We start from the raw sequence: 23,852 nt of genomic DNA on the forward strand, positions 1-23,852 counted from the left end.
GAGATGATTAAGGGGAAATATTCAGAGGTTCAGCGATGGAAGTACCCCCCCCTCCTTCAATTACACCCCGTCAAATGAATCTGTTGCGGGTTGTAACCTCGATGGCTTGGTCAGATGGAGAATTAGCAACAGAAGAAGTTGACGTGATGTTGAATCAGTTTAGCCGTTTGTTCGCCAAACAGGAACAACAACAGCAACAACTTCAACAGGAATTAAGGGATTATTTAATGCAGAATATTCCCTTAGATGAGTTAATTCCAAAACTTGAAACCCAAGCCGAACGCGAACTGGTACTCGTTTTAGGGTATGAAGTGATTAACTCTAGTTCTCGTACCCCCGATGAACCTAAAATCAACCCGGAAGAAGCAGCGGCTTATCAGAAATTATTGCAATTACTGAATCTCCCTCCAGAAGTGGTTCAACGTTTAGAATCTGAGATGGATAGTCCCTCCCATTCTAAAGCAGAATTAATTGAAACCATCACTCGTAAATTAGGACAGTTTATTCAAAAATAATCTCTCATCAGTCATCAGTTTTTAGTTTTTAGCCAACAACTATAGATAGAAACTGTTCAATCTTGCACTGATAACTGATAACTGATAACTGATAACTGACCACTGTTCCCTTTTATCTATACAAATGCTATGAATGACATTGCTAAACAAGCCCATAATGGTCGTGTTGCAGCCATCATTCAAGTAATTAATGAACAAATGACTGATTTAGGGGTAAGAACTCGTGCTGTTTTTACCCATGATGTTTTGCAACTGCTTTGTGAGGCGAAAAATCCTGAATCTTTAGAAAAAACAACCATTGTTACTAAAATTCGTGGAATTTTGGAGTCTATTTCTCCGCGTAATATTCGCCGAGTCCGAATTAATAGTCGCATCCTGAAAGAACAGCAATTACTTTGGTTAGAAACCATTAGCCAAGATCCAGAAGAGCAATTACTCTGGTCAGAAGATATTATTCTCAAAAAACCGAATGTTTTTAAACGGTGGTTTAATCGTTCTACCCCTAATCAACCCATTGTTAACAATTTATCCTCAAATTCTAAGCCTGAAAAACGTCAATTTTCACTGAGTTTAATTTTAGGTATTGGGGTAAGTTTACTATTAGGATTAATAGGATTGTGGCTCTACAGCGAGTTACAATTTCAATTATTCAACGCCTTACAATCTCACCGAAAATACAAGGTTGAAGTGTCTCCTTCCCCTCAACAACCTTTATCTTCAGCAGAACAGTTTAGCCAAGCCGTAAAACTTGCCATTGAAGCCGTCGCCGAAGGACAAGTTGCCGATACCCGTCAAGAATGGTTAGAAATTGCTCAAAAATGGCAACAAGCTGCTGATTTAATGGCGGAAGTCTCTCCTGATTTTGAACGTTATAAAATAGCCCAAGATCGCGCAATATTATATCGTAAAAATCAAGAACAAGCCCAACAAAAAGCGGATGAATTAAATAATTAATAGAAGTATTATCCCTATTCCCTATTCCCTATATTTTGATAAGTTTGTTCTAACATTTTCGGGGTAATCTGTTGTTCTCCATGATAGTGTAAACGTCGATTTAAACAGCCAATAGTTTTAACATAGGAAGACATGGTATTAATATCATGAGTAATCATTACAATGGTGATATATTCATTTAATTTTAATAATAACTCATAAATACTGCTGCACATTTTAGGGTCAACACTAGCCGTAGGTTCATCTAAGAGTAAAATTTGCGGTTCACTCGCTAAGGCTCTCGCAATATAAACCCGTTGTCGTTGTCCTCCCGATAATTCCCCAATAGGTCGATTTCTTAAGTCTAACATTTCTACTTTTTCTAAAGCCTGAATCACGATTTCTTCATCTTTTTTTGTATAGGGTTGGAATAAAGAACGCTTTCCTAACCGTCCCATTCTCACCACTTCATCCACCCGGACGGGAAAATTGCGATCAAACTCTAAAATTTGAGGAACATAACCCAAATAACGCCGACCTTGGATTACAGAACGACCCATAATTTTAACCTCTCCTTTTAACGGTTTAAGTAACCCTAAAAGCACTTTAATTAAGGTTGTTTTCCCGCCTCCATTAGGGCCAATTAATCCTAAAAAATCTAATTCATGAACCGTTAAGTTAATCTCTTCTAAAATAGGTTCATGGGGATCATAACCCGCCCAAACTTGGTTTAAACGGATGACTTCGTTTTTTAGATAAGGGTTTGGGGGTAAATCTTGAGAATTTGACACGGGTACAAAGGTAAATTTAGGAAGTAAAATCATGGCTAACTTTAAAATGATTAGGGGTTTGAACTTTGAGATAAGGTTTCAGAAACTTTTAATAAATTATCAGACCAATTTTCATCTAAATCACTAATGAACACAACTTGACCTCCGATTTCTTTCGCTAAGGTTTCCGCAGAACGCGGACTAAATTCAGGTTGGGTAAAAATAATTTTAATATTTTCTTGTTTAGCCTCAGAAATTAAATCTGCTAACTCCGCAGCACTGGGTTCTTGTCCCCCAACTTCAATGGCTTCCTGTTCCAAGTTATAATCCTTAGCAAAATAACCCCAGGCGGGATGAAAAACCATAAATTTACGATTTTTGAGGGGGGTTAATTTTTGGCTAATTTGTTGATCGAGTTGGTCAACTTCTGTGATAAACTGATTTAAGTTAGCTTGATATTCAGCTTGACGATTGGGATCAATTTTAACTAAGCCATTATAAATATTTTGAGCTTGAATTTTAACTAATTTAGGAGATAACCAAATATGAGGATCTAAAGTTTCTTCAACCCCGTGACTTTCTCCTTCTTCATGGTGATGTTCCACCATTGGAATCCTCTCAATTCCTTGAGTTGAATCCACGATTAACATTGTTTGATTCGCGGCTTTAATTCGATCCATCCAAGCGGTTTCAAAGGCAACACCAACGGTAATATAAGCTTCGGCATCATTTAAGGCTTGTAATTGTTGAGGTTTGGGTTCATAATTATGTAAATCCACCCCTGGGGGAATCATCACATTAACTCGAACATTCTTCCCCCCAATTTTTTCTACAAAATATTTTTGTGGCATAATACTAACCGTAATATCTATTACAGAATTAGCAGTTTCCGTTGATGTTTTTGTTGCGGGTGAGGGGTTATTTTCAGCCAAATTTTTAGGTGTAGAAACGGTGTTACACCCACTGATTAAACCGATCCCCAATAATAGCATTACCATTGGGGGATAAACGCACAACCTCATGTTGATGTCCTCAATGTACCTTCTTGCTCACTTTACCAAGCACCCGCCGCGAACTAGCACCCTTGGCATGGGACTTGACTTAACTATAATGATAATCGTTTTCATTTTTTTTGGGAAGGGGGTTTCCCCTATCTTCAGGAGTAACCTGCACTCAAAAATCTAAAATTCAAAATTCCTGGTCACGGTTTATCCTAAGAACAGCAGTCTTTATTCTCCGGTGATGAATCAACGTTCTAATTCCCTAGTCTCTGTGCGGGACTTTTTCCAGCACTATCCTGAAGCAATTGCAGCAATAGTTTGTGCCATTTTGGTCTTAATGGGTTGGGTTTGCTTACAATTCGGCTGGGTCGGATTCGCATTTTTAGTGTTACCCATTGCTTATGTAATTGGGGGTTATGAAAGTGCCAAAGATGGGTTAAGCACACTTCTTAAAGAGAAACAATTTGATGTCGATTTATTAATGATTGTTGCGGCTTTAGGAGCCGCTATTTTAGGGGTTTGGAAACAAGATTATTTTTTAATGATTGATGGCGGAATTTTAATTTTAATTTTTGCCATTAGTGGTGCTTTAGAAAGTATTGCCATGCAGCAAACAGAACGCAATATCCATAAATTAATGGAATTAACCCCTGATACGGCTACTGTTATTAAGGATCAACAAGAGCAAAAAATTCCGATTCATCAATTAAAAATTGGAGATATTATTGTAGTCAAACCGGGAGAACGAATTCCCACCGATGCTGTTATTATATCGGGGAATAGTACCCTTAATCAAGCTCCTATTACCGGAGAATCCATTCCCGTTGATAAAACCGTTGGAGATGAGGTTTTTGCGGGAACTTTAAATGGAAATGGGGCACTGCAATTAAAAGTTCATCAACCTCCTGAAAGTAGTTTAATTCAACGGGTGATTCATTTAGTAGAACAAGCCCAAACCGATGCTCCTCCCTCTCAGCAATGGATGGAAAAATTTGAACGAAGTTATGCTCAAGTCATTGTTTTAATGGGTCTAGCATTAGGAATTTTACCGCCTTTATTCCTGGGATGGGATTGGGAAACCACGATTTATCGCGCCTTAATTTTTTTAGTCGTGGCTTCTCCCTGTGCGTTAATGGCTTCTATTATGCCCGCATTATTATCAGGAATAGCGAATGGGGCAAGACATGGAATTTTATTTAAAAATGGGGCACAATTAGAAAAAATTGGACGTATAAAAGCCATCGCCTTTGATAAAACTGGAACCTTAACAACAGGAAAATTAACAGTTGTCGATATTATTCCATCGGCTGGGGTTTTAGAAAGTGAATTATTGCAATTAGCAGTAGCAGTAGAATCCGTTTCAGAACATCCCATCGGACAAGCTATTGCTAAATTTGCTGTGGAAAAAAATATTCCTCGAATTACCGCCGTTAATGTCGCCACTCAAATCGGGGAAGGGATTATTGGAAAAGTTGATGACGACCAGATTTTTATCGGCAAATTAGAATGGATTGAGCAACATCAGATTCAGGTTAATCCTGAGTTAATAGAAATTAGTGATCATTTAGAAACCGATGGAAAAACAGTGGTTTGGATTGCTAAAAATCAGCAAACTTTAGGGTTAATTGCGGTAGCTGATACCGTGCGGTTAGAGGCAAAAACCTTAATTAAAAATTTGAAAAAATTTGGCATTGAACAAGTTGTTATGCTGACGGGAGATCATCAAAGAACCGCAGATAGTGTGGCAAAACAGTTGAATATTGATTTGGTTTATGCTAACTTATTACCAGAGGATAAATTAACCATTGTTCGACAATTAAAAACCCGTTATCAAGGGGTGGCAATGGTGGGAGATGGCATTAATGACGCTCCCGCTTTAGCCTTAGCAGATGTAGGCATTGCCATGGGGGGTGCGGGAAATGATGTGGCGTTAGAAACGGCTGATATTGTGTTAATGACGGATCAATTGGGTAAGATATTAAAAGCGATTAAACTGGGTCGTCGGGCTAATCGCATTATTAAACAAAATATTGCCTTTGCGCTTTCATTTATTGTGATTTTATTAATTTCTAACTTTTTCGGTTCTATTAATATGCCGATTGGTGTGATTGGACATGAAGGGTCAACGGTATTAGTCACCTTAAGTGGTTTACGGTTATTAAAAAGTTAGTCAGAAACCCAGTTTCTTCAAGAAACCGGGTTTCTAAGAGGGATTTTGTAAATCAACAATTTGTTGAGAAAACCAAAATGCAGCGTTAAAATTATTGGTTTTTTCTAATTGTTCTAAGGTTAATTCTAATAACGCAATGGGTAGACCGTTTAAAACAACGGACGTGTTGATTTCCTGGTATTTACCATTGTCTTGTAAGCGAAAAGCAATAGCCCGTTTTCCTCGAATATCAATCACCCAATATTCAGGAATTCCTAATGCTGCATAAAGTTGTTTTTTCTCATCTAAATCCATCGCTAAAGTCGTATCAGAAATTTCCCCAACTAAATCAGGAACTCGCCATTGTTCTAAATTAATTCGGCGCGGTTCTCCTTCTTGCCATTTGGGAGAATTTTCACCAATATATAACACTTTATCCGGTGAAGCCGCCCGTTGGTTGGGTTTTTCGATCACACAACCACTAAAGGAATTTGCTAATACCCCAGGTTCCCGCGAAAACCAAACATAAAATAAAAAACTCAATAAATCGTTCACATTAGAGTGATTAATGCCTTCATTTCCCATATCAATCCACAAATATCCTTGATCAAAAGTAATATTAACGGTTTCTAAAGAACGATTATTAACATAACTTAAATAATCTTCCCAAGTGGCAGGTTGCCATTGAGGAGTTTGAGTGAATTCAGGAATAGAAACTAGAGTTGTCATGGTTTCATCCTAATTTTAAGAGAACGTATATTTTATTTTAACATTGGGTTGGGGGGTGGTGCGGGCGCTAGGCTGACGCACCCTACAGATTAGAATTTTAGTTCTTGTAATAGCCAAAATCCGGCGAAGGATTCCGAATTGGGATTAGATTGAACCGCTAAAAAATGTACATTTTTTGCCTTTTCTTTACTGAGTTCAAAATTTTTAGCTTCCTCTTGGGTTTTGGCATTGGGTAAATTAGCTAAAATCCAGCTTTCACTTTCCCCCGTTTCTAATATTAAACTCGGACGAGAACCGCTATCTAATCGTAAATACGCTAATTCTAATCCTGACATCCAAGCGGCTAAAGGAGTCGCCCTAGAGGAGTAAATAATAAACCCTGGAATCAAGGTTTCTGGCGCTAAACCGACCATTGATAATCCGAAGGCTTCCCCAAAACTAATATCCCATTCTGACATATCAGAAAAAGCACTGGCTTCTAAGGTTACAAATGCCCATTTATCCCCCTGCAAGGCATCAGGAAGGGATTGAGGTTGAGAGGGAACAAATTGAACAGAAGGATTAGTACCTTCTTGATAATTTTCTAAGGTCGGATACACGGTTTCCAGGCGTTCCTGTAACCATTGATAAAGGGCATAGGTACGGCGACTCCCATAGGCAGGAATGGCTAATTCTTTACAAGATTTGAAAATCATATTCGCCATTGGACGGCGAAAAAAGCGAATGCGAGAGGGTGAAGTCGGAGCCTGAGCGATCGCCGTTTCAATCGCCTCTTTTAACCAAATTGAGTTAACTTGGTTACTGGGACAAAATTGGGTGTAGCGAAACAGGGTTTCAGCGCGATCTTCAATATTGACCGGGGTTTCACAGATTAAGACTTCCCAAACTTTTTTACCTTCTTCGTCCCGCAGGGGGCGACTATAAAAATCGAGTTCCCAAATAGTTGATTTCATTGATGGTTAGATTCTGCTGCATAAGTTTACCCTGTTGTTAATGCTAGGGTGATTCGGTTGTTGTGATCAATGTTTCCGGGTGTCCAAGCTCAAAATTAAGATAGGGTCAAGGCGCGCACCCTACCCATGTTTTAATTCATCATTTGTTTAAAAAATGCGATCGCATCTTTTAAGGCTACAATAAATACATCAATTTCTGCTTTTGTATTGTAGAAATACAAACTCGCTCTGGCCGTAGCATTAACCCCTAAATAACGATGTAAAGGTTGGGTACAATGATGTCCTGAACGAATGGCAACCCCCCCATCATCTAACATCGTTGATAAATCATTGGCGTGAATTCCATCCACACTAAAAGACGCTAAGGCGGCTCTTCCTTCCCCTTTGGCATTAGGCTGGGGGCCATAAAGTTTTAATTCAGGAATTTCTCGCAATCTTTCATACAAATAAGCCGTTAATTCATGTTCATAATCAGCGATTTTATCCATGCCAATTGACATTAAATAATCGACGGCGGCCCCTAAAGCGATCGCTTCTCCAATAGCAGGAGTTCCCGCTTCAAATTTATGGGGTAATTCCCCGACAGTAAAGTGATCTAAATACACCTCAGCAATCATTTCTCCACCGCCAAAAAAGGGTGGCATGGCTTCTAATACTTCTAATTTGCCATATAAAAAGCCTATGCCCGTTGGAGCACACATTTTATGACCGGATGCCACTAACCAATCACAATCAATTTTCTGCACATCTAAGGGGGTATGGGGCGCACTTTGACACCCATCAATTAATACTTTTGCACCGTATTCATGGGCAATTTTAGTAATTTCTTCAATGGGATTAATGCAACCCAAAGTATTAGAAATATGCACAACAGCCACTAATTTTGTTCGGTCTGAGATTAAGGTTTTAAACTGTTCTAAATCAAATTCTTGAGTTTCCGTTAATTCCACAAATTTGATCACAGCCCCGGTTTTTTGGGCAACCATTTGCCAAGGAACTAAATTACTATGATGTTCCATGACACTGAGAATAATTTCATCCCCGGCTTGTAAAGTATTTAAACCCCAAGAATAGGCAACTAAATTAATGGCTTCACTGGCATTGCGGGTATAGACAATTTCTTGATAGGATTTAGCATTAATAAATTGAGCAACTTTGACCCGTGCGGCTTCATAGGCATCCGTTGCTTTTGCACTTAAGGCATGAACCCCCCGATGCACATTAGAATTATATTGTTGATAATAATCTTGAATGGCATTTAAGACCGCTAAGGGTTTCTGAGAGGTGGCGGCATTATCTAAATAAACTAACGGTTGACCGTTGATGTCTTGGTGTAAAATCGGGAAATCTTGACGGACGGTTTCAGCGAGTGTTTTTTCTTGAGTTAGCATTATTTTAAATATCCTTAAATTTAATTTTGGGCTCATATAGAAACCGGGTGTCTGACGTAAATTTTTTCATGAGAAACCCGGTTTCTGGGGTTAACTAAACTCGGTGCGACAGGAAACACAACGAGATAAAACCTGTTGTAACGTTTCTGAGGGCAATTTGCCTAGAATTTCTGCCGCGAAAGCATCAATTAACAGGTGACGACTCATCTGTTCACTTAACCCTCGACTTCGCAAATAGAAGACTTCATCTTCTTCTAATTGACTCACGGTGGCACCATGAGAACATTTAACATTATCCGCCACAATTTCTAACTGAGGTTTGGTGTCTATTCTTCCTTTTGAAGATAGCAATAAATTCCGACTCAGTTGATTAGCATTGGTGAATTGTGCCGTTTGGGGTACAAAGACTTTACCATTAAAAACGCCATGAGCCTTGTGATCGATAATACATTTATGGACTTGATTAAATGTCCCATGTTGATGATTAAACATCATGGCGCTGTGGGTATCGGCTAACTGTTCACTACCAATTAATGTTAATCCGTTGAGGGTGGTTTCTGTTCCTTCTCCCCGTTGATAAATGTCTAAATTGTGGCGGGATAGTTTAGCACCTAAACTTACGGCATGGCAAGTATATCGACTATTTCGACATTGGAAAACAACATTTTTACCAATATGAAATGCTGTGCCTGCTCCCCGTTGTAGCCTTGTATGGTTGACTTCGGCATTTTCTTCTAAGAAAATTTCGGTGACGGCATTCGTAAAATAGGGTTGCACTTTTGCTCGGTCAGAACATCCGAATACTTCGGCGGTTGCATAATGTTCAATAACAGTGGATGAACTGCCGGCTTCTGCTACAATTAATCCTCTGGGTTGATTGATCACCGGACGGTTATCCGGTAAGGCAATGAATAATAAATGAATGGGGTTTTCAATAATTTTATTCTTCTCAACCCAAAGAACAGCGACATCATTTAACCCGGTGGTGTTCAGTGTTGCAAAAACGTCTTGATTTCCTGGATTTTGGCTGAGATAGTTGGGAAGACGATCTCGCAATTGTTCAGGAAGTTGGGCTAAATTGCCAATAAAAACACCTTCGGGAATTTCTTCCAGATTTGAAAGATGGGGAGCATAAATCCCATTGACAAATACAATCCGTCTGTGTTCCGCTTCGGGTATAATTAAAGAGGCGATCGCTTCGGGTTGTAAGGTGACAAAATCAGCAACTTGAAAGCGATGTTCTAGTAAGGGAGATAAATTAGTAAACCGCCATTCTTCATCTTGTTGGGTCGGGATTTCTAATTCTTTAATCCAAGTTAAGGCATGATCTCGAATATTTTGCAGATGAGTGGCAATTTCAGACCCCAAGGGATAGGTCGAAGACTGTTTAGAAAGTCCGTTTTGAATGTCTGCTAACAGATGGTTTAAATAGGACACTTCCGATTTTTCTGTGATTGCAATATTGTTCATTAAACCCCCACCATTGCCGAAGCAACAACATCATCATAGCCTTTTTCTTCTAGTTCTAAGGCGAGTTCTTTTGTGCCTGTTTTAATAATACGTCCATCGGACACAACATGAACATAATCCGGCACAATATAATCCAGTAACCGTTGATAATGGGTAATCACTAACAAAGCGTTATTTTCGTTGGCTAATTGATTAACTCCATTGGCAACAATTCGCAACGCATCAATATCTAAACCCGAATCTGTTTCATCTAAAACGGCTAATTTGGGTTCTAATAACGCCATTTGCAAAATTTCATTGCGTTTTTTCTCTCCCCCAGAAAATCCTTCATTAACACTGCGTTCTAAAAATTCATCGCGCATTTTAACGATGTCTAATTTTTCCCGCACTAATTCATCAAAGTCAAAGGCATCTAATTCTTCTAATCCTTTATGTTTTTGATGAGCATTATAGGCAACTCTCAGAAAGTCTAAGTTACTCACCCCTGGAATTTCAATCGGATATTGAAACGCTAAGAAAATTCCAGCTAAGGCGCGGTCTTCCGGTTCTAATTCTAATAAATTGTGACCTAAAAAGGTAATTTCTCCTCCGGTGACTTCGTAGCTCGGATGTCCGCTTAAAACCTTAGAAAAAGTGCTTTTCCCCGAACCATTTAAACCCATAATGGCATGGATTTCTCCGGCTTTAATTTCTAAATTAAACCCCTTAAGGATTTGTTTATCGTCAATATTAGCCGTTAAATTCTTAACGGATAGAATAATTTCGCTGTTTTCTTTAATCATGGTTGTCTGTTGTTCGATTTACAAAGTCTTAATTTCATTTCTTCCACTGATAACTGGTACAGACGCGCCATGGCGCGTCTCTACACTGATAACTGATTACCCAACGGTTCCTTCTAATTTCAAGCTCAATAATTTATCAGCTTCGACGGCAAATTCCATCGGTAATTTATTGAACACATCTTTGCAGAAACCGCTAATCATCATCGAGACAGCATCTTCAGCAGAAATACCCCGTTGTGCAAAATAGAAAAGTTGGTCTTCTCCTATTTTAGAAGTAGAGGCTTCATGTTCAACTTTAGCGCTATTATTTTCCACTTGAATATAGGGAAAAGTATTCGCCTGAGCTCGATCTCCGATTAACATAGAATCACATTGAGAATAATTTCTTGCACCTGCGGCTTTCGGCCCCATTTTCACTAACCCGCGATAACTATTGGCGGATTTTCCAGCAGAAATTCCTTTAGAAATAATCGTGCTGCGGGTATTTTTCCCAATATGGATCATTTTGGTTCCGGTGTCCGCCTGTTGTTTATTATTTGTCAGCGCAACGGAATAAAATTCACCGACCGAATTATCTCCAACTAAGACACAACTGGGATATTTCCAGGTAATAGCAGACCCGGTTTCTACCTGTGTCCAAGAAATCTTAGAATTCACTCCTTTGCATAATCCCCGTTTGGTGACAAAGTTGTAAATTCCGCCTTTGCCTTCTTCATCTCCGGCGTACCAATTTTGCACCGTAGAATATTTAATTTCCGCATTATCTAACGCGACTAATTCCACAACGGCGGCGTGCAGTTGATTGGTATCAAACATGGGAGCAGTACAGCCTTCTAAATAGGTAACAGAACTGGCTTCTTCTGCAATAATTAAAGTGCGTTCAAACTGTCCCGAATCGCCGTTATTAATCCGAAAATAGGTAGACAAATCCATCGGACATTGTACACCTTTGGGAATATAAACAAATGAACCATCACTAAAAACGGCAGAATTCAACGCGGCGAAGAAATTATCGCTCACGGGAACCACACTTCCTAAATATTTTTCCACCAGTTCAGGATGTTCCTTAACGGCTTCAGAAATGGAACAGAAAATTACCCCGTCTTCGGCTAATTTTTCTTTAAAAGTTGTCGCAATAGAAACGCTATCAAAAACCGCATCAACGGCTACATTAGAAAGACGCTTCTGTTCGCTTAAAGGAATGCCTAATTTCTCAAAGGTTTCTAATAAAGTCGGGTCAACTTCTTCTAAACTTGCTTTTTTGTTTTCAACTTTGGGAGCGGAATAGTAGATAATGGATTGATAGTCAATGGGCGGATAGTTGACGTGGGGCCAGGTGGGTTCTACCATCTTCAGCCATTGTCGATAGGCTCGTAGACGGAAGTTGAGCATAAATTCCGGCTCATTTTTTTTAGCCGAAATCAGGCGGACAACATCCTCACTGAGTCCACGGGGGATGGTGTCCGACTCAATATCGGTGACGAAACCGTATTTATACGGCTGGTTGACTAGGGTTTTAACGGAAGCACTCATAGCTTTAAATTTAGTGTTCGATGGTTCTCAAAGGATGACAGACGGGTGGTAGGCTATAGACTTAAGCAACAAGTTTGTTACTTAAGTCTATTTTAAGCTACATTAACAACAAGTGCATTGTCAAAGTCCAAATTTATAAATTTTTGTTAAGACGATGGCCACCACTCAGCAGCAGTCCACAAAACACGATATTTTGCAACTCCTTCTCAAGCAGGGACAGGCGACGGCCCAGGAGTTAGCGGAAACCCTTGAGATTAGTCCCCAAGCCATTCGTCGTCATCTCAAAGATTTGGAACTGGAGGGGTTAATTGCCTATAATTCGGTTCAGGTGGGGATGGGGCGACCTCAGCACGTTTATGAATTGACGACTCAAGGACGGGAACGCTTTCCGAACCGTTATGATGAGTTTGCGATTTCCTTTCTGGATACTTTAGCGCAAACCGTCGGACATGAACAGGTTAGTCAAATTTTACAGAAACAATGGCAGCGTAAAGCTATCGAATATCGACAAAAAGTTGGCAAGGGTTCCCTCAAAGAACGAGTGGAAAAATTAGTGGAATTGCGAAAAGCCGAAGGGTATATGGCTGAATGGTATTTGGTGGAGCCAGAACAACGGGATACTCCGCGAGAACGTTATATTTTAACCGAACATAATTGTGCTATTTCTAATGTGGCGGAATCATTTCCCAGTGTCTGTGGTCATGAGTTAGAAATGTTTGGGGCAATTTTAGAAGATTGTACCGTAGAAAGAACCCATTGGATTGTGAATGGGGAACATCGGTGTGGGTATTTAATTATAGGAGGGAACACCGAACACCGAACACCGAACAGGGAGGAAAAAACAGACACAATATCTGGTTTGTTACATCAGTCTTTGTCCTAACCCTACTTGAGCGACTGGTATATTAAATTATCAATTAAAGCTATGGAATTTTTAACTCAGGACGAAGCCATTCAAGTGGATGCGGCGTTATTATCCTCTAAGGAAAAGTTTTCAACGCGGTTAGCCATTTATGCGTTACGGTGTTTAAAGGAAATTTCTCAAACCGAAGACATTATTATTGAAAATATTAAACCCGAACAAGTCCAGAATTGGGTTAGAAATGATTCTAGTTTTCAAGAAAATATTGAATTTGATGCTAATTTCGATAGTTTTTTTACTCAGTTATTAATGGCTTCATTAAATCCTTTAAAACAAGCTGCTAAATCCGAAAATATTCCGATTCAAAATTTAACAGTTAAACAGTTAATTCATTGGTTTGAGCAGGAATCTAAGCAGAATTTAGAGCAATATTGAAAACTATATGAGACAACCAATAAATAAGAGAAAATCAACAAATATGATCAACCTAGATACCATCCAGAAAGACATAATATCATCGTAGCTGGCAACAGTTAAAGATGAGTGATACAATTTAATCAAATTTGCATTTGGTGTTTCAAAATCAGAAGCAATAGGCTAATCCTATGAATACCCTTGACCAAGTATTAGAAACTGCTTTACAACTACCCTACGAACAGCAGGAAATGCTGATCAAAATTCTGCAAAACCGCCACCAAGAAAGTCGCCGGGCAGAAATAGCTGTGGATGCAAAAAAAAGCTTGGCTGATTTCCATGCCGGAAAATTTAGATACCAGTCAGCCCACGATATTGTTCTAACATTGCGCCAGTCTTTGCAGGAGCCAGAAGCATGAGAATGCTGGTTCTAACCCCAAAATTCAAACGGGCATTCCGCAAATTTGTAAAGCGAAACACTGAACTCCAGCAACGCATTGAAGAAACCCTTGAACAAATGGAAGTAGATGTATTTGCCCCAGCTTTGGGCACACACAAACTGAGTGGTCAACTCGACGGTCTTCAGTCCTGTTCTTGTGGCTATGATTGTCGTATTGTATTCTCGATTGAACAGCATACAGAAACCAATAGTGAAATCATTGTTCTGCTCGACATCGGGACACATGATGAAGTTTACTAACTGGGTCGGTGTTGCGTAGGGGAAGCCAGTCGAAGACATCACAACTCAGCGTTAAAGAACTCCACCTCCAAGAAATCGATAGCACCCCTGGCGAACTGCTCACCGATCTTCTCAGCTTGGTGCGATCGCTCAAATTCTCAGGGATAGTATAAAACCCCAGGTTCTCAGGGAAACTGGGGTATTTTAATCAGGTTGATAAGATTACGCTAGAATTACCATTCCAGCCGGAGGTAAGTTCACACGAATGGCTGTTCGATTTTGATACAGTTCAACGGTCAGGGTTTCGGAGGTGGGAGGATGACGCAATTGATCATCATTCCAAGCACTATTGTAGAGAACCGTGATTTGAGAACCCGCAGGATGAAGGTTTGGATCAACTTCAATATAAGCACTTTGACTTTCTACACCATTGGTATTTAAAGCCATGACGACTTCTTGAGTAAACAAAATCCGTGACCAACCCACCACTTGACCGGACGTAGGCCAGAAAAAGGAACTGCTATTAACGCTAATTTCGCGTAAATATTGTCGCCCACGTCGCAGGGCTAAACCTACAGGGGATTTTTGATCTCGAAGACGAGCGATCGCAGCAATTCGTAAATAGGTGGGATGATTGGGATCGAAGAAATGGCAGGAACTGGTTTCAAATGCCCCAAATAAGCCCCCAAACATCACCTCCCGAATATAACGATCCATGAACTCCGTCCCAGGTTCCAAGCTGAAATCATGGCGGTTTTGATTACCGTCAAAGGCTTGTTCTGTACCGTAATAAATACAGGGAATTCCTAATGTTGTTAATTGAACGCCGACGGTGTGGGCAGTTTGTTCATAACAAGCAGGAATATTATTATTAGCAGAAACCCGATATTTACCATCCCGTCCTACCATGTCATGATCATCCAAAATTGAGACGTGATATTGTCCAGCAAGTCGATGACTTCCTAACTCATCAACGCCACCATATTGATTAAAAAAGTCTTGAGGATTTGTAAACCTTTTAAGCAATCCCATTAATTTTTTCGGCGGTTCACCAATATCTAAAATGGCATCTAAATTTAAGCCAAAAATATCGAGGTAAGTTTTTGCTGTTGTTGCACCTCCTGTTACTTCTCCTAAGAGCAGGAAGTTCTCTTTACCAATGGATTCAGTATATTCCCGAATTGCCCCACAAAAACTACGGGAGGCTTCCCAAGGTAAATGTTTAACGGTATCAATGCGAAATCCATCACAATCACTTAAGGCAATCCAATATTGATAAACCTTAATAACTGCTGATAAAACTTCATTGTTTGATAAGTCAAGATCTTTTAACTCAAAAAAGTCACCCCGGCGGAATTCAACATCTGGGTGCATGGGATTTTCCCAAGGCTCTGCGTCCCAATGTTCGATTTTTCCGGCGCGAGTATACCACTCCCAATTTTGAAATTCTTGCGGCCAAACGCCATCTTCAATAGACTGGGGTTTATCAATACAGTCTCCCGTTTGAGAACGCCATCCAGCAACCGGATGAGCCGGAGAATAGCGATAGGAAAGGGTATCTATGGGTTGACCGTTTTCGTCTTGATAAAACCAGTTATTTCCGGTGTGATTATAAATAATATCCAGTAAAACATACATTCCCCGTTCATGGGCTGCATCAACTAAATCTCTTAAATCTTGACGAGTTCCAAACCGAGGATCTATTTCTAAAAAGTTTTGAATTCCATAGCCGTGATAGGTTTGTAAATCACACCGTTGTTTCCAAATTGGGCCGATCCAAAGGGTGGTTACACCGAGTTCTTTTAAGTAATCTAATTTACTTTCAATTCCTTTTAATGTTCCCCCAGAAAACTTGGTTCCAGCTTTCATCCAAGCGGCTTTATCTAGGGTTTTCCAGTCTTCGGGATGATGGCGATCAAACAGGGGACGTTTGGATTCTTCCCCATCACTGAAGCGATCTGGTAACATAAAATACAAGATTTGATCGCGCCAGTCGTTAGGACTAGGATGAACATTACCACGAGGTTTTAAATTAACGTCTGATAAGTTTGTTGGGGCTGAAAATTCTAGTGGTGTTGTCATTGTGAGTCCCTTGATCGTAATAAATTCTGCTCAAAAAGTAGAAAGGAAAATAACAACTTAGAGACATTCCCTCAAGAAGGCTTTCACCCCTAAGCTGTGATTTCTTTTCTTAGATTCAAGGGGTTTTATACCCATTCAGAACAAAATACTAATATGAAATCCCTAAATGTTTGCTACAAATCCCCCCTGTAGAGACGTTGCATGCAACGTCTCTACAGGGGGGTTGGGGGGATCATCTGTAGCGTTCATAATGGGATTTCATATAAATTGAACTCACAAGACTTGACACCCCAGCCGCATAGTCTGTTTTTAACTAATGATAATTCCCACTTTGAGCTAAAACCTGATACCCTGATTTATTGCGGTTTTTGAATAATCATTTCCACAACTCGCCGTTTAGCAATGGGGTCAATTCCCAGTAAGCGAATATAATCTTGGGGATGTTCCGTTAAACAGGTTTCAATTCCTTGAATAATATCCCCTTCTGATTGATTACCATTTAACCCGCAGCTATTCCAAGATCCGGTTTTAAATCGACGTTTATCGGCGTATTCTAAGCCAATTCGATAACCACTGGATATAATCTGATCAATTTGTTCTAAAACTTCAATCCCTAAATTTGTACTAACGAATTTTCCCCCACTGACTAATGTACTTCCTGTAGCATCTCCTTGCATTACGGTTGCCCCTGTACTATTAATACTATGGGGAGGCATAATTGGATTATAAGGACTATGAGGAATGGGGTTTAACGATTGTTGACGATTTTCTTGAGGATTTGGGGAAACTCCAAATTGAGTGTTAAACGTGCGAAATTGATTATATTCTTCCACTAATCGCATTTCTTGAATCCGTTTTTGTTCTCCTACCATCAGTTGACCCATTTCGATTAAATGGGGTAATTTAAAATTGGGTTTATGGAATTCAGGAGCTTTTTCCGCACTATTAACAATCCGTTTAGAAATACGTTCAACTCCCTGTTTATGAATAAAATCGCGAATTTGTTCATCATAAATTCGCGATCGCACCGCACTAAAAAAGTCAATGGATTGTTCAGGAAAAGTATCAACTAATTGACTAATATCTTGTTGGGATAATTCATCGGTTTGGAAAATACCTCGTAACACACCAATGCGTTCTTCTCTTGTCGGTTCCCAATAAAATTTTTCCATGCGTCCATCTCGAATTAAGGGCGCGTATAACGTTGAAAAATCATTTCCGGTGACAATAATGGGAATCCGATGTAAGGGGGTATCATCATAACTTCCGGGTAATTGTACATTAGTGGGATTATCCGCAATATTCATTAATGTAGCGTTAACTAATTGGGTATTAACAGTATATTGAGTTCCCGAATCAAACCGTCCAGCACCCGCATCTAAATCATTAATAAATAAGGCACACATTTGTCCCCGAACTTTCACTTGTTCGGAGGCTTCCCGATATCTTAACCGAATTAATCGCGCTGGATCTCCCGCATCAGGACTTTCTAATTCTCCACCGGATATTGTGACAGGTTCAAATCCCATTTTCTCAAAGACTAATTCACATTGAAAGGTTTTTCCTTCTCCCTTGCGTCCGTGAATTCCTAATATTAGAGGAACCCGGACACCAGGTAATTGTAAGAAATTTTTGGTGATATGAACAGCCAGTTTATCGAGAAAGCGAGGTGAAATATAATAAGACATATTGAAAATCACACAACAGTTTAAATTTGGTTCCCTAGTTTAATCTTACGATGAAAGGAACCTAAAGTTAACCGTTATTGTTCTAGTCACTGATTGGAATTTCTGAAGATTCTGATCAGCAATATTATACTTTTATTGTAAAATAGCAGAAATTTTTACCGGATTCCCTATAGTTAACATCTATCTTTAGAAATAGATTTAATAAAAAATGTGGAACAGGCATCTTGCCTGTTAATAGGTTAACCTGTTAACAGGGGGCTGGAGGGGAAGGTACTGAATTTGACATCCGCCCCGGCGTGAACGCACGGGGATTCCATCTATTTCAACAAATCAAAGAGTAATCGTGAAAATAGCTTTGAATACCCATCCGTTGGTAATGAGTTTAACGGGTCAGTTCATTAGACTTTTTTTCGGGGGTTTCTTGCCTATCTAGCCAATCTAATAAGCGTTTTGACACTTTCAATTGATTATTGAGAATTTCATCTGTTGCTACAATCACACCTAGAAGTATGACTAAAGAAATAATATCCATGAGTTAACCCTCACGCTTATCAACTAGACCGTACAGTCTTGATCCACCTTTAAGATAGACTATACCGTCTAGTTTTGTCAACCTTGAAATACAAATTAATTCAAGTATACTACATAAATCAAGTCGCTGATGACTTCTTCAGCATAGGAAATCGGGTTGAGCATTATGATAATCTCCGGCTATATTTTACCTATTCTTTAGGAATTCCTTGAGGATGGATTTTAATCCCTAAATCCTTAATAGATTTGAATAACCTTTGCCAATTTATAAGTATTTCCTGCGAATCTCCTTTTTCGTTTTGTTGAAATCCGATCAAAACTTCTACGTTTCTTTTGTATTCTTCATCAGTCTTAGATAGAGCATACAGGGAGCGTAATTGTCGATTTAAAACCGCTAATAAAGGATTAATTTGAATAATCTCAATGATCGTTTTACTCCTATGAACTACTATCAGAAGCTCATAATAATCCTGTTTATCGGATTGCATACATTTCCATTGATATTCCTTCAGTCGAATAATGGGAGTTTCATAGCTAATTGTTTTGACTTCTGAATAAACTCTTTTAACTTTAGATGAAGGCAAGATTTTGATGCAAGTAAAATCAAAACCAACCCTTGAAAAGTCATCTTCTTTTTTAACCTTATATCCTAAGCTTTCATAGAATAACCTTGCTTGTTCTTCCCCCCAAATCCCCGTATCTGGATCTCCTGTTCCATCCGGTGATCTGACTTTAGATTGATCAGGAATAGTTGACTCTTTCTCAACTTGCCTTTGGCTGTCAAATATATTGCTTTCTTCTAAATCCTCACTAACTGATACCAAGAGTTTTTTGGGTAATCGAGACAAATCACAATCGTGTTCCCGCAAATATTCTATCACATCTTCTATTTCGTCATCTAATAAGCGTAATAAGATTTGGCTATTAATCTTAGAAGAACTTAAACCTAGTAATTTAAGCAAAAGATCTCCTATTTTTACATTTTTGATGCTATTCCAACGTTTTACATAGTGCAAACTAAAGTTCGGTTCATCGTAATGATTAGGAATTGATTCTTGATAATCTATTTTGTCTATTTTCAGCAAAATTTTATCTGCTTTACAAAATTTTACCTGGTGAACTCGATTACAAATAAATTCTTGAAGATTATTGTAGCTAGATTGATTTAAAAAAATATCAATTAAAATTGCCCGTTCTTTAATCAAATTGAGAAGTATCTCATCTGGCTGCTCATTGACAGCAACGACTTTCATGTCATCTTTAGTCATTGGCTGGATGCCAAATATTGAGAATAAATTCTGAATATCATCACTTTCTAAAATAGATTTTTGTAAGTTAATTAGATTCTTATTATTTTTGGGAGGTAAATCAAAGCCAGGGTTTAAATAAAAAAGCTTATCAATGGAAACAAATTGATCATTATGTGCTAATAATTTTCCTTTATTTTTACTCCATTCTTGTACCTTTTGCTGTTCATCTTCAGTCACTCCTTTCCGAAGACAATAATTTAATAAACTTATAGTTTCATTATACCTTTTCAATTGATCTATTCTTTCATTAGGATATTTTTTCGCAATATCTTCAAGAATAACAAGGAAAGTTTCTAAATTGAGACTTTGTTTAATTCCAAAAAAAGATTCTATTTCAGAATTAATCCCTAGTGCAAAGACTGGATAACAGTCTGCAATTACTGTGTTTAAACTGTTAGAATAAACGCCTTTATAAGGAGCATGACAAGTATTATCAGTGCAGGGAATAGACGGATTTTCTCTAATATAAAACTCGAAAAAAGATGGGACTTCTCCTAACTTAGTTTCATTTTGCCATAAGATGGATTTTTTGTTTATATTTAAGGTTTTCCAATCGTTATTAATATAGCTCCACATCTGAATAGCATAGTTATAATTACTAAAATATTTTCCATCTAAAATATAAAGCCAATTTGAAATATGAGTGTAATTTGGATTGATTTCCTTTAATGATTTAATATAAAGAGTTAATTTTTCATCAGATCTATTATCTTTTAGAGTAAATTTTTGATCCGGATAAAACATAGCGAGCTTGATTTTTTCTGCTGCACCTATTTGATGTAAGAACTTTTTCCATTCTTCAAGTTCATTAGCTTCAGGATATAGAGGACTAACAAAATTACTAAAGCCTGTGCCCTGATAAATCAATTCTAAATTTTGGGCTGGACGATATTCTTGCGGTAGATAACATAAATTAGCTTTAGCTAGTGATTTCCCATCTTTTAAGAGAAGATTTAAGTTAGATAATTGTTTAAATTCGTTTTCTGTAAGTTGATTTCGATAGTTAAAAATTTCTCGACCAATACTAATTGCATTAGCGGCAGTTATCAATTGAGGATTGTCAACAAATTGATTTATTTTATTTTTAATAATATCAATCTCGTTTAAACATTGTACTCCTATGTTACTTAAAAATCGATTGAATTGTGGAACTTTTTCAAGGTTTTGATAGTAAGCACTGCTCAGTATGTTTAGCGAGGAGATATTGGTTAGGGAAGAATTGGCAGCTAATGGCTGAGTGTCGGCTAATATCTGACACTGACAAGCAGCTTTTAAACCATTATTAGTTGATAATGGTAAGTTTATTAGATGGATAATATCTTCATCATTTAAAGGTTGATGAAGGGAAACCTCAAAAATAAAACGAGTTAAGACAAGGGTATTTTTCTCATTAACTTCCTTCGCTTTAATCATGGGAATTATAACTGTTCTGAGAATACCTAAACGATCAAGAATTATAACACCTATAGACTTAAAGAAACCTTCCCATTCTTGAACTTGATCCGAATTTTGGTAATAATTTGAGATAATAAATTTAAACCGATCTATTCCTATAATTTTTGCTAAAGGTTCGATAGACATTTGAGAATAAAAATCTGATAAGTGGCATTGATTTGCTGAAATATGATAGTATTTATTTTTAGAATCTTGATATAATAAAGGCAAAGCTCCAAGTTTCAATAATTCTTGCTGAGTTAACTCTTTACGATATTTAAAAATGAAGCGGGTATATGCAATGAAGTCGTCAACTGAGTTAGAATCAGGCGTTAAATGATTTTGTCTAATGCGTTGGCGTAGGAAGCTTAAGCCTGAAAAATTATTGATTTTTAGAGATTGTTTTACCCAAGAATAAAGGAATTTATTTTGATTAATTTTTATATCGATTTCGGGATGTAAAAAATGAATTTTGGTAAAACCAAGAGATTGCTTCTCTTGTTCAGAGATTTGAAAATATAGAGTTTGGGGTTGTTTTAAACAACTATCTTCATCTAAAATGAAATCAACTGAAATTAGATCATCAGTATTTAGGTTATGAGAAAGGATATAGATATGATTAATTAATTCAAAATTAAAGTCTGGAGAGGATTCTAAATATTTGCGAAACTCTCCTGATTTTTTTAAAAAATTAGCTAAATCTTTGGTGGTAAATACCTCAATATTTTTTAAACTTTTGATTTTTTGTTTATTTTGTAAAGAGGTAAGAACAAAATTTCTGTTAACATCTAAGTAAGAAAGTAAAATTTTCGGAGAAACAATTTTAATAATTTCAGTCTCATCAACAATCGCCTCACTTGTCTTAAGTAGGCGGTTTCCATCTTCTGAAGGGATAAAAGCTATCTTTTGAATAGCTAGATCAAAACCTGTGTTAAACTCTTGTTGTAAAATAGTTGGGTCTGTTGTTGTGAATTTAGGAGGAATAATTGCTGTAATAAAATCTCTATATTTCTCATGATTTGCTAATTGAGCAATCCATTCAAATATAAAATAGCCTATTTTTTCAAAAATAAAACCATTCCACTTATTGTCAATATGAATACTCTGACGATTAGCTATCGTTAAAAAATCAGCATTAACCAAAAAAGGAAATTGATAGTCTTGAACATTGGTAGGGAGATAAGTAAACAAAATGGATTGATTTTTGGATACACCTAGTAACTGATTATTAACAATTTGTGCTGCGAAACTTACTTTTGATTGTTGGACTGATTTTAATTTTTCAGGTACTTTCCGATCATTCTCCATGTCATCTCTGAGTTTTTGAGGAACTTCAAATTTAAAGTCTTGAACGAGCCAATTTGTTATAGTACCATTACTATTAATTTGATAGCAATCTCCCTGTTTGATCTTTTTAATCGCTATATCATTCCGATTAAAATTAGTTAATCCGCGTACTTGAATACTGGTAACATGGCGTAGGAATAGAATGATCCTTGGATCTTCAAATAATTTTTTGATTTTTGATTTATATTCTCCTATCTTCTCTTTGCTAACTGTTAAAGCGGTAGATACGGGGTATTGAAAGAAATCAGCATAAGTTTGAATTTCTTGTGGATATTGCTGCTTATCAACCCAGATTGGTTTAATTTGCCAAGGTGTTTTTTCTTTTTCAAATTTGTGTTCTGTGTAATTTTGATCGAACTTAAAAGAAAACTCTCCTGAATTAATATAAACACATTTAGAATCTAAGAACACTGATTTAAACCCAATTCCCTTATACCCTGTTTGCTCTAAGTCGTTTGATTTAGTGCTTTTAGAAATATTACAAATAGCAACAACATTACTATCATTGAAGGCTTGACCATTATGTAAGACTAGAAGATGATTAGGGAGAAAAACAAATATTACCTCAACTGGTTGATTTTGGTTTGGTAAATCATCAGCATTTTGTAAAAGTTCAAAAATAAAACGTTCTGTTTCTGTGTACTGATCAACTGTAAGAAGATGTAAAGCTCTAGCAATCTTTTCTGAGTCTCCTTCGGAAATGCCAATATTGTCAAATATATTTTCAATGAGTTGGCGAGCCGTAGACATATCAACGTTCTCCTTTCGCAAGGTCTTTATTCAATAAATTTCTAAACGAATTGATACTTGGGGACAAGAAAATCAATCAATGGGGGGGTGATAATTAAAACACAGGGTAATAGTCTTGGGGTAGGCGATCGCACATTTTTCGGTAGGGTTGTCCTTTGGGACTTCCTAATAGTCCTTTTAGGTTTTCCAGGTGTATTTCGCTTTCTTCCAACTGTCTTCCGGTGTCCATTCCAGTTGCCAAGATAAGAATCGTTTCCCAGGTTTTTTCTGAAACGGGGTGGGGTTCTTTGGCTTGGTTATTTTGCTCTAACCTATAGAATATCACAAATTTATATTTTAAAATTCAATTAAACTAAGAGTAACTCTAGAAACCAAAGATATCCTTAATAGTATCAATCGGTGTAATAATTTGTAACCGGGTTTGTGCAACATCTGGAACTTCAGTAACCGTTGAGTCATACGCCGGAATTATGACCAAACCTTTCCAAGTATCAAATTTAGTTCAGCAGATTAAATTAATTCTGAACCA

General features: G+C 37.7%; 20 protein-coding genes. 7 read left to right on the forward strand and 13 right to left on the reverse strand.

Annotation, left to right across the window (positions count from 1 at the left end):
* Window positions 1-35: 35 nt before the first annotated feature.
* Window positions 36-515: a TerB family tellurite resistance protein gene (locus H6G57_RS09090; protein ID WP_190517829.1), complete on the forward strand. Its 480-nt coding sequence runs from the start codon at window positions 36-38 to the stop codon at window positions 513-515.
* Window positions 516-644: 129 nt separating this feature from the next.
* On the forward strand, window positions 645-1,469 hold the full coding sequence (locus H6G57_RS09095; RefSeq protein WP_190517830.1) for a hypothetical protein: 825 nt from the start codon (window positions 645-647) through the stop codon (window positions 1,467-1,469).
* 14 nt (window positions 1,470-1,483) lie between these two features.
* Here the strand turns inward: H6G57_RS09095 and H6G57_RS09100 are convergent, their stop codons facing one another.
* A complete protein-coding gene (locus tag H6G57_RS09100; RefSeq protein WP_190517832.1) occupies window positions 1,484-2,272 on the reverse strand; it encodes a metal ABC transporter ATP-binding protein in 789 nt (262 codons plus the stop codon).
* Window positions 2,273-2,289: 17 nt separating this feature from the next.
* Complete coding sequence (locus tag H6G57_RS09105) at window positions 2,290-3,240, reverse strand: metal ABC transporter solute-binding protein, Zn/Mn family (RefSeq protein ID WP_190517833.1); 951 nt, start codon at window positions 3,238-3,240, stop codon at window positions 2,290-2,292.
* Between the two features lie 220 nt (window positions 3,241-3,460).
* On the opposite strand from H6G57_RS09105, the gene H6G57_RS09110 reads away from it, so the two are divergent.
* The gene (locus H6G57_RS09110) at window positions 3,461-5,389 is read left to right on the forward strand and encodes a heavy metal translocating P-type ATPase (RefSeq protein ID WP_190518069.1); all 1,929 of its coding nucleotides are present in this window, start codon (window positions 3,461-3,463) and stop codon (window positions 5,387-5,389) included.
* 33 nt (window positions 5,390-5,422) lie between these two features.
* On the opposite strand, the gene H6G57_RS09115 is transcribed toward H6G57_RS09110, so the two are convergent.
* From H6G57_RS09115 to sufB, 6 genes are all read right to left on the reverse strand, one after another.
* Window positions 5,423-6,097: a Uma2 family endonuclease gene (locus H6G57_RS09115; RefSeq protein WP_190517835.1), complete on the reverse strand. Its 675-nt coding sequence runs from the start codon at window positions 6,095-6,097 to the stop codon at window positions 5,423-5,425.
* Window positions 6,098-6,186: 89 nt separating this feature from the next.
* Window positions 6,187-7,050 carry a Tab2/Atab2 family RNA-binding protein gene (locus H6G57_RS09120; RefSeq protein ID WP_190517837.1) on the reverse strand — a complete coding sequence of 288 codons (864 nt, stop codon included), beginning with the start codon at window positions 7,048-7,050 and terminating at the stop codon, window positions 6,187-6,189.
* 131 nt (window positions 7,051-7,181) lie between these two features.
* A complete protein-coding gene (locus H6G57_RS09125; protein WP_309235827.1) occupies window positions 7,182-8,444 on the reverse strand; it encodes a SufS family cysteine desulfurase in 1,263 nt (420 codons plus the stop codon).
* 87 nt (window positions 8,445-8,531) lie between these two features.
* Window positions 8,532-9,911, reverse strand: coding sequence for a Fe-S cluster assembly protein SufD (sufD, locus tag H6G57_RS09130; protein ID WP_190517840.1), 1,380 nt, complete (start codon window positions 9,909-9,911; stop codon window positions 8,532-8,534).
* Window positions 9,911-10,693 (reverse strand): Fe-S cluster assembly ATPase SufC, encoded by a 783-nt coding sequence (gene sufC / locus H6G57_RS09135; RefSeq protein ID WP_190517842.1) that lies wholly within the window; start codon window positions 10,691-10,693, stop codon window positions 9,911-9,913. The genes sufD and sufC overlap by 1 nt, the downstream gene beginning before the upstream one ends.
* A gap of 96 nt (window positions 10,694-10,789) precedes the next feature.
* Window positions 10,790-12,226 carry a Fe-S cluster assembly protein SufB gene (sufB, locus tag H6G57_RS09140; RefSeq protein ID WP_190517844.1) on the reverse strand — a complete coding sequence of 479 codons (1,437 nt, stop codon included), beginning with the start codon at window positions 12,224-12,226 and terminating at the stop codon, window positions 10,790-10,792.
* Between the two features lie 154 nt (window positions 12,227-12,380).
* Between sufB and sufR the strand changes: the two genes are divergently transcribed.
* The 4 genes from sufR (at window position 12,381) to H6G57_RS09160 (ending at window position 14,202) form a co-directional block, all read left to right on the forward strand.
* Window positions 12,381-13,109 carry an iron-sulfur cluster biosynthesis transcriptional regulator SufR gene (gene sufR, locus H6G57_RS09145; RefSeq protein WP_190517845.1) on the forward strand — a complete coding sequence of 243 codons (729 nt, stop codon included), beginning with the start codon at window positions 12,381-12,383 and terminating at the stop codon, window positions 13,107-13,109.
* 42 nt (window positions 13,110-13,151) lie between these two features.
* Window positions 13,152-13,523 (forward strand): hypothetical protein, encoded by a 372-nt coding sequence (locus H6G57_RS09150; RefSeq protein WP_190517847.1) that lies wholly within the window; start codon window positions 13,152-13,154, stop codon window positions 13,521-13,523.
* 170 nt (window positions 13,524-13,693) lie between these two features.
* Window positions 13,694-13,921: a hypothetical protein gene (locus H6G57_RS09155; protein WP_190517849.1), complete on the forward strand. Its 228-nt coding sequence runs from the start codon at window positions 13,694-13,696 to the stop codon at window positions 13,919-13,921.
* A 2-nt stretch (window positions 13,922-13,923) separates the two neighbouring features.
* A complete protein-coding gene (locus H6G57_RS09160; RefSeq protein WP_242048923.1) occupies window positions 13,924-14,202 on the forward strand; it encodes a type II toxin-antitoxin system mRNA interferase toxin, RelE/StbE family in 279 nt (92 codons plus the stop codon).
* A 201-nt stretch (window positions 14,203-14,403) separates the two neighbouring features.
* On the opposite strand, the gene H6G57_RS09165 is transcribed toward H6G57_RS09160, so the two are convergent.
* The 5 genes from H6G57_RS09165 to H6G57_RS09185 all read right to left on the reverse strand — a co-directional run bounded on the left by H6G57_RS09165 (window position 14,404) and on the right by H6G57_RS09185 (window position 23,648).
* A complete protein-coding gene (locus H6G57_RS09165) occupies window positions 14,404-16,263 on the reverse strand; it encodes an alpha-amylase family glycosyl hydrolase (protein ID WP_190517853.1) in 1,860 nt (619 codons plus the stop codon).
* A 356-nt stretch (window positions 16,264-16,619) separates the two neighbouring features.
* The gene (locus H6G57_RS09170; protein WP_190517854.1) at window positions 16,620-17,951 is read right to left on the reverse strand and encodes a ribulose bisphosphate carboxylase small subunit; all 1,332 of its coding nucleotides are present in this window, start codon (window positions 17,949-17,951) and stop codon (window positions 16,620-16,622) included.
* A gap of 382 nt (window positions 17,952-18,333) precedes the next feature.
* Entirely contained in the window at window positions 18,334-18,483 is a 150-nt protein-coding gene (locus tag H6G57_RS09175; RefSeq protein ID WP_190517856.1) for a hypothetical protein, read from the reverse strand.
* Window positions 18,484-18,673: 190 nt separating this feature from the next.
* On the reverse strand, window positions 18,674-23,323 hold the full coding sequence (locus H6G57_RS09180) for a sacsin N-terminal ATP-binding-like domain-containing protein (protein WP_190517858.1): 4,650 nt from the start codon (window positions 23,321-23,323) through the stop codon (window positions 18,674-18,676).
* Window positions 23,324-23,417: 94 nt separating this feature from the next.
* Complete coding sequence (locus tag H6G57_RS09185; RefSeq protein ID WP_190517860.1) at window positions 23,418-23,648, reverse strand: hypothetical protein; 231 nt, start codon at window positions 23,646-23,648, stop codon at window positions 23,418-23,420.
* Window positions 23,649-23,852 lie beyond the last annotated feature (204 nt).

The organism is Planktothrix sp. FACHB-1365 (assembly GCF_014697575.1).
GTDB lineage: Bacteria > Cyanobacteriota > Cyanobacteriia > Cyanobacteriales > Microcoleaceae > Planktothrix.

Excerpts from the sequence above, each read along its gene's own strand:
- H6G57_RS09170 (WP_190517854.1), bottom strand. The coding sequence starts at position 17,951 with ATGTCTTATTATATTTCACCTCGCTTTCTCGATAAACTGGCTGTTCAT.
- sufC (WP_190517842.1), bottom strand. The coding sequence starts at position 10,693 with ATGATTAAAGAAAACAGCGAAATTATTCTATCCGTTAAGAATTTAACG.
- H6G57_RS09155 (WP_190517849.1), top strand. The coding sequence starts at position 13,694 with ATGAATACCCTTGACCAAGTATTAGAAACTGCTTTACAACTACCCTAC.
- H6G57_RS09160 (WP_242048923.1), top strand. The coding sequence starts at position 13,924 with ATGCTGGTTCTAACCCCAAAATTCAAACGGGCATTCCGCAAATTTGTA.
- H6G57_RS09120 (WP_190517837.1), bottom strand. The coding sequence starts at position 7,050 with ATGAAATCAACTATTTGGGAACTCGATTTTTATAGTCGCCCCCTGCGG.
- H6G57_RS09095 (WP_190517830.1), top strand. The coding sequence starts at position 645 with ATGAATGACATTGCTAAACAAGCCCATAATGGTCGTGTTGCAGCCATC.
- sufD (WP_190517840.1), bottom strand. The coding sequence starts at position 9,911 with ATGAACAATATTGCAATCACAGAAAAATCGGAAGTGTCCTATTTAAAC.
- H6G57_RS09100 (WP_190517832.1), bottom strand. The coding sequence starts at position 2,272 with ATGATTTTACTTCCTAAATTTACCTTTGTACCCGTGTCAAATTCTCAA.
- H6G57_RS09105 (WP_190517833.1), bottom strand. The coding sequence starts at position 3,240 with ATGAGGTTGTGCGTTTATCCCCCAATGGTAATGCTATTATTGGGGATC.
- sufB (WP_190517844.1), bottom strand. The coding sequence starts at position 12,226 with ATGAGTGCTTCCGTTAAAACCCTAGTCAACCAGCCGTATAAATACGGT.
- sufR (WP_190517845.1), top strand. The coding sequence starts at position 12,381 with ATGGCCACCACTCAGCAGCAGTCCACAAAACACGATATTTTGCAACTC.
- H6G57_RS09175 (WP_190517856.1), bottom strand. The coding sequence starts at position 18,483 with ATGGATATTATTTCTTTAGTCATACTTCTAGGTGTGATTGTAGCAACA.
- H6G57_RS09090 (WP_190517829.1), top strand. The coding sequence starts at position 36 with ATGGAAGTACCCCCCCCTCCTTCAATTACACCCCGTCAAATGAATCTG.
- H6G57_RS09150 (WP_190517847.1), top strand. The coding sequence starts at position 13,152 with ATGGAATTTTTAACTCAGGACGAAGCCATTCAAGTGGATGCGGCGTTA.
- H6G57_RS09180 (WP_190517858.1), bottom strand. The coding sequence starts at position 23,323 with ATGTCTACGGCTCGCCAACTCATTGAAAATATATTTGACAATATTGGC.
- H6G57_RS09165 (WP_190517853.1), bottom strand. The coding sequence starts at position 16,263 with ATGACAACACCACTAGAATTTTCAGCCCCAACAAACTTATCAGACGTT.
- H6G57_RS09110 (WP_190518069.1), top strand. The coding sequence starts at position 3,461 with ATGAATCAACGTTCTAATTCCCTAGTCTCTGTGCGGGACTTTTTCCAG.
- H6G57_RS09115 (WP_190517835.1), bottom strand. The coding sequence starts at position 6,097 with ATGACAACTCTAGTTTCTATTCCTGAATTCACTCAAACTCCTCAATGG.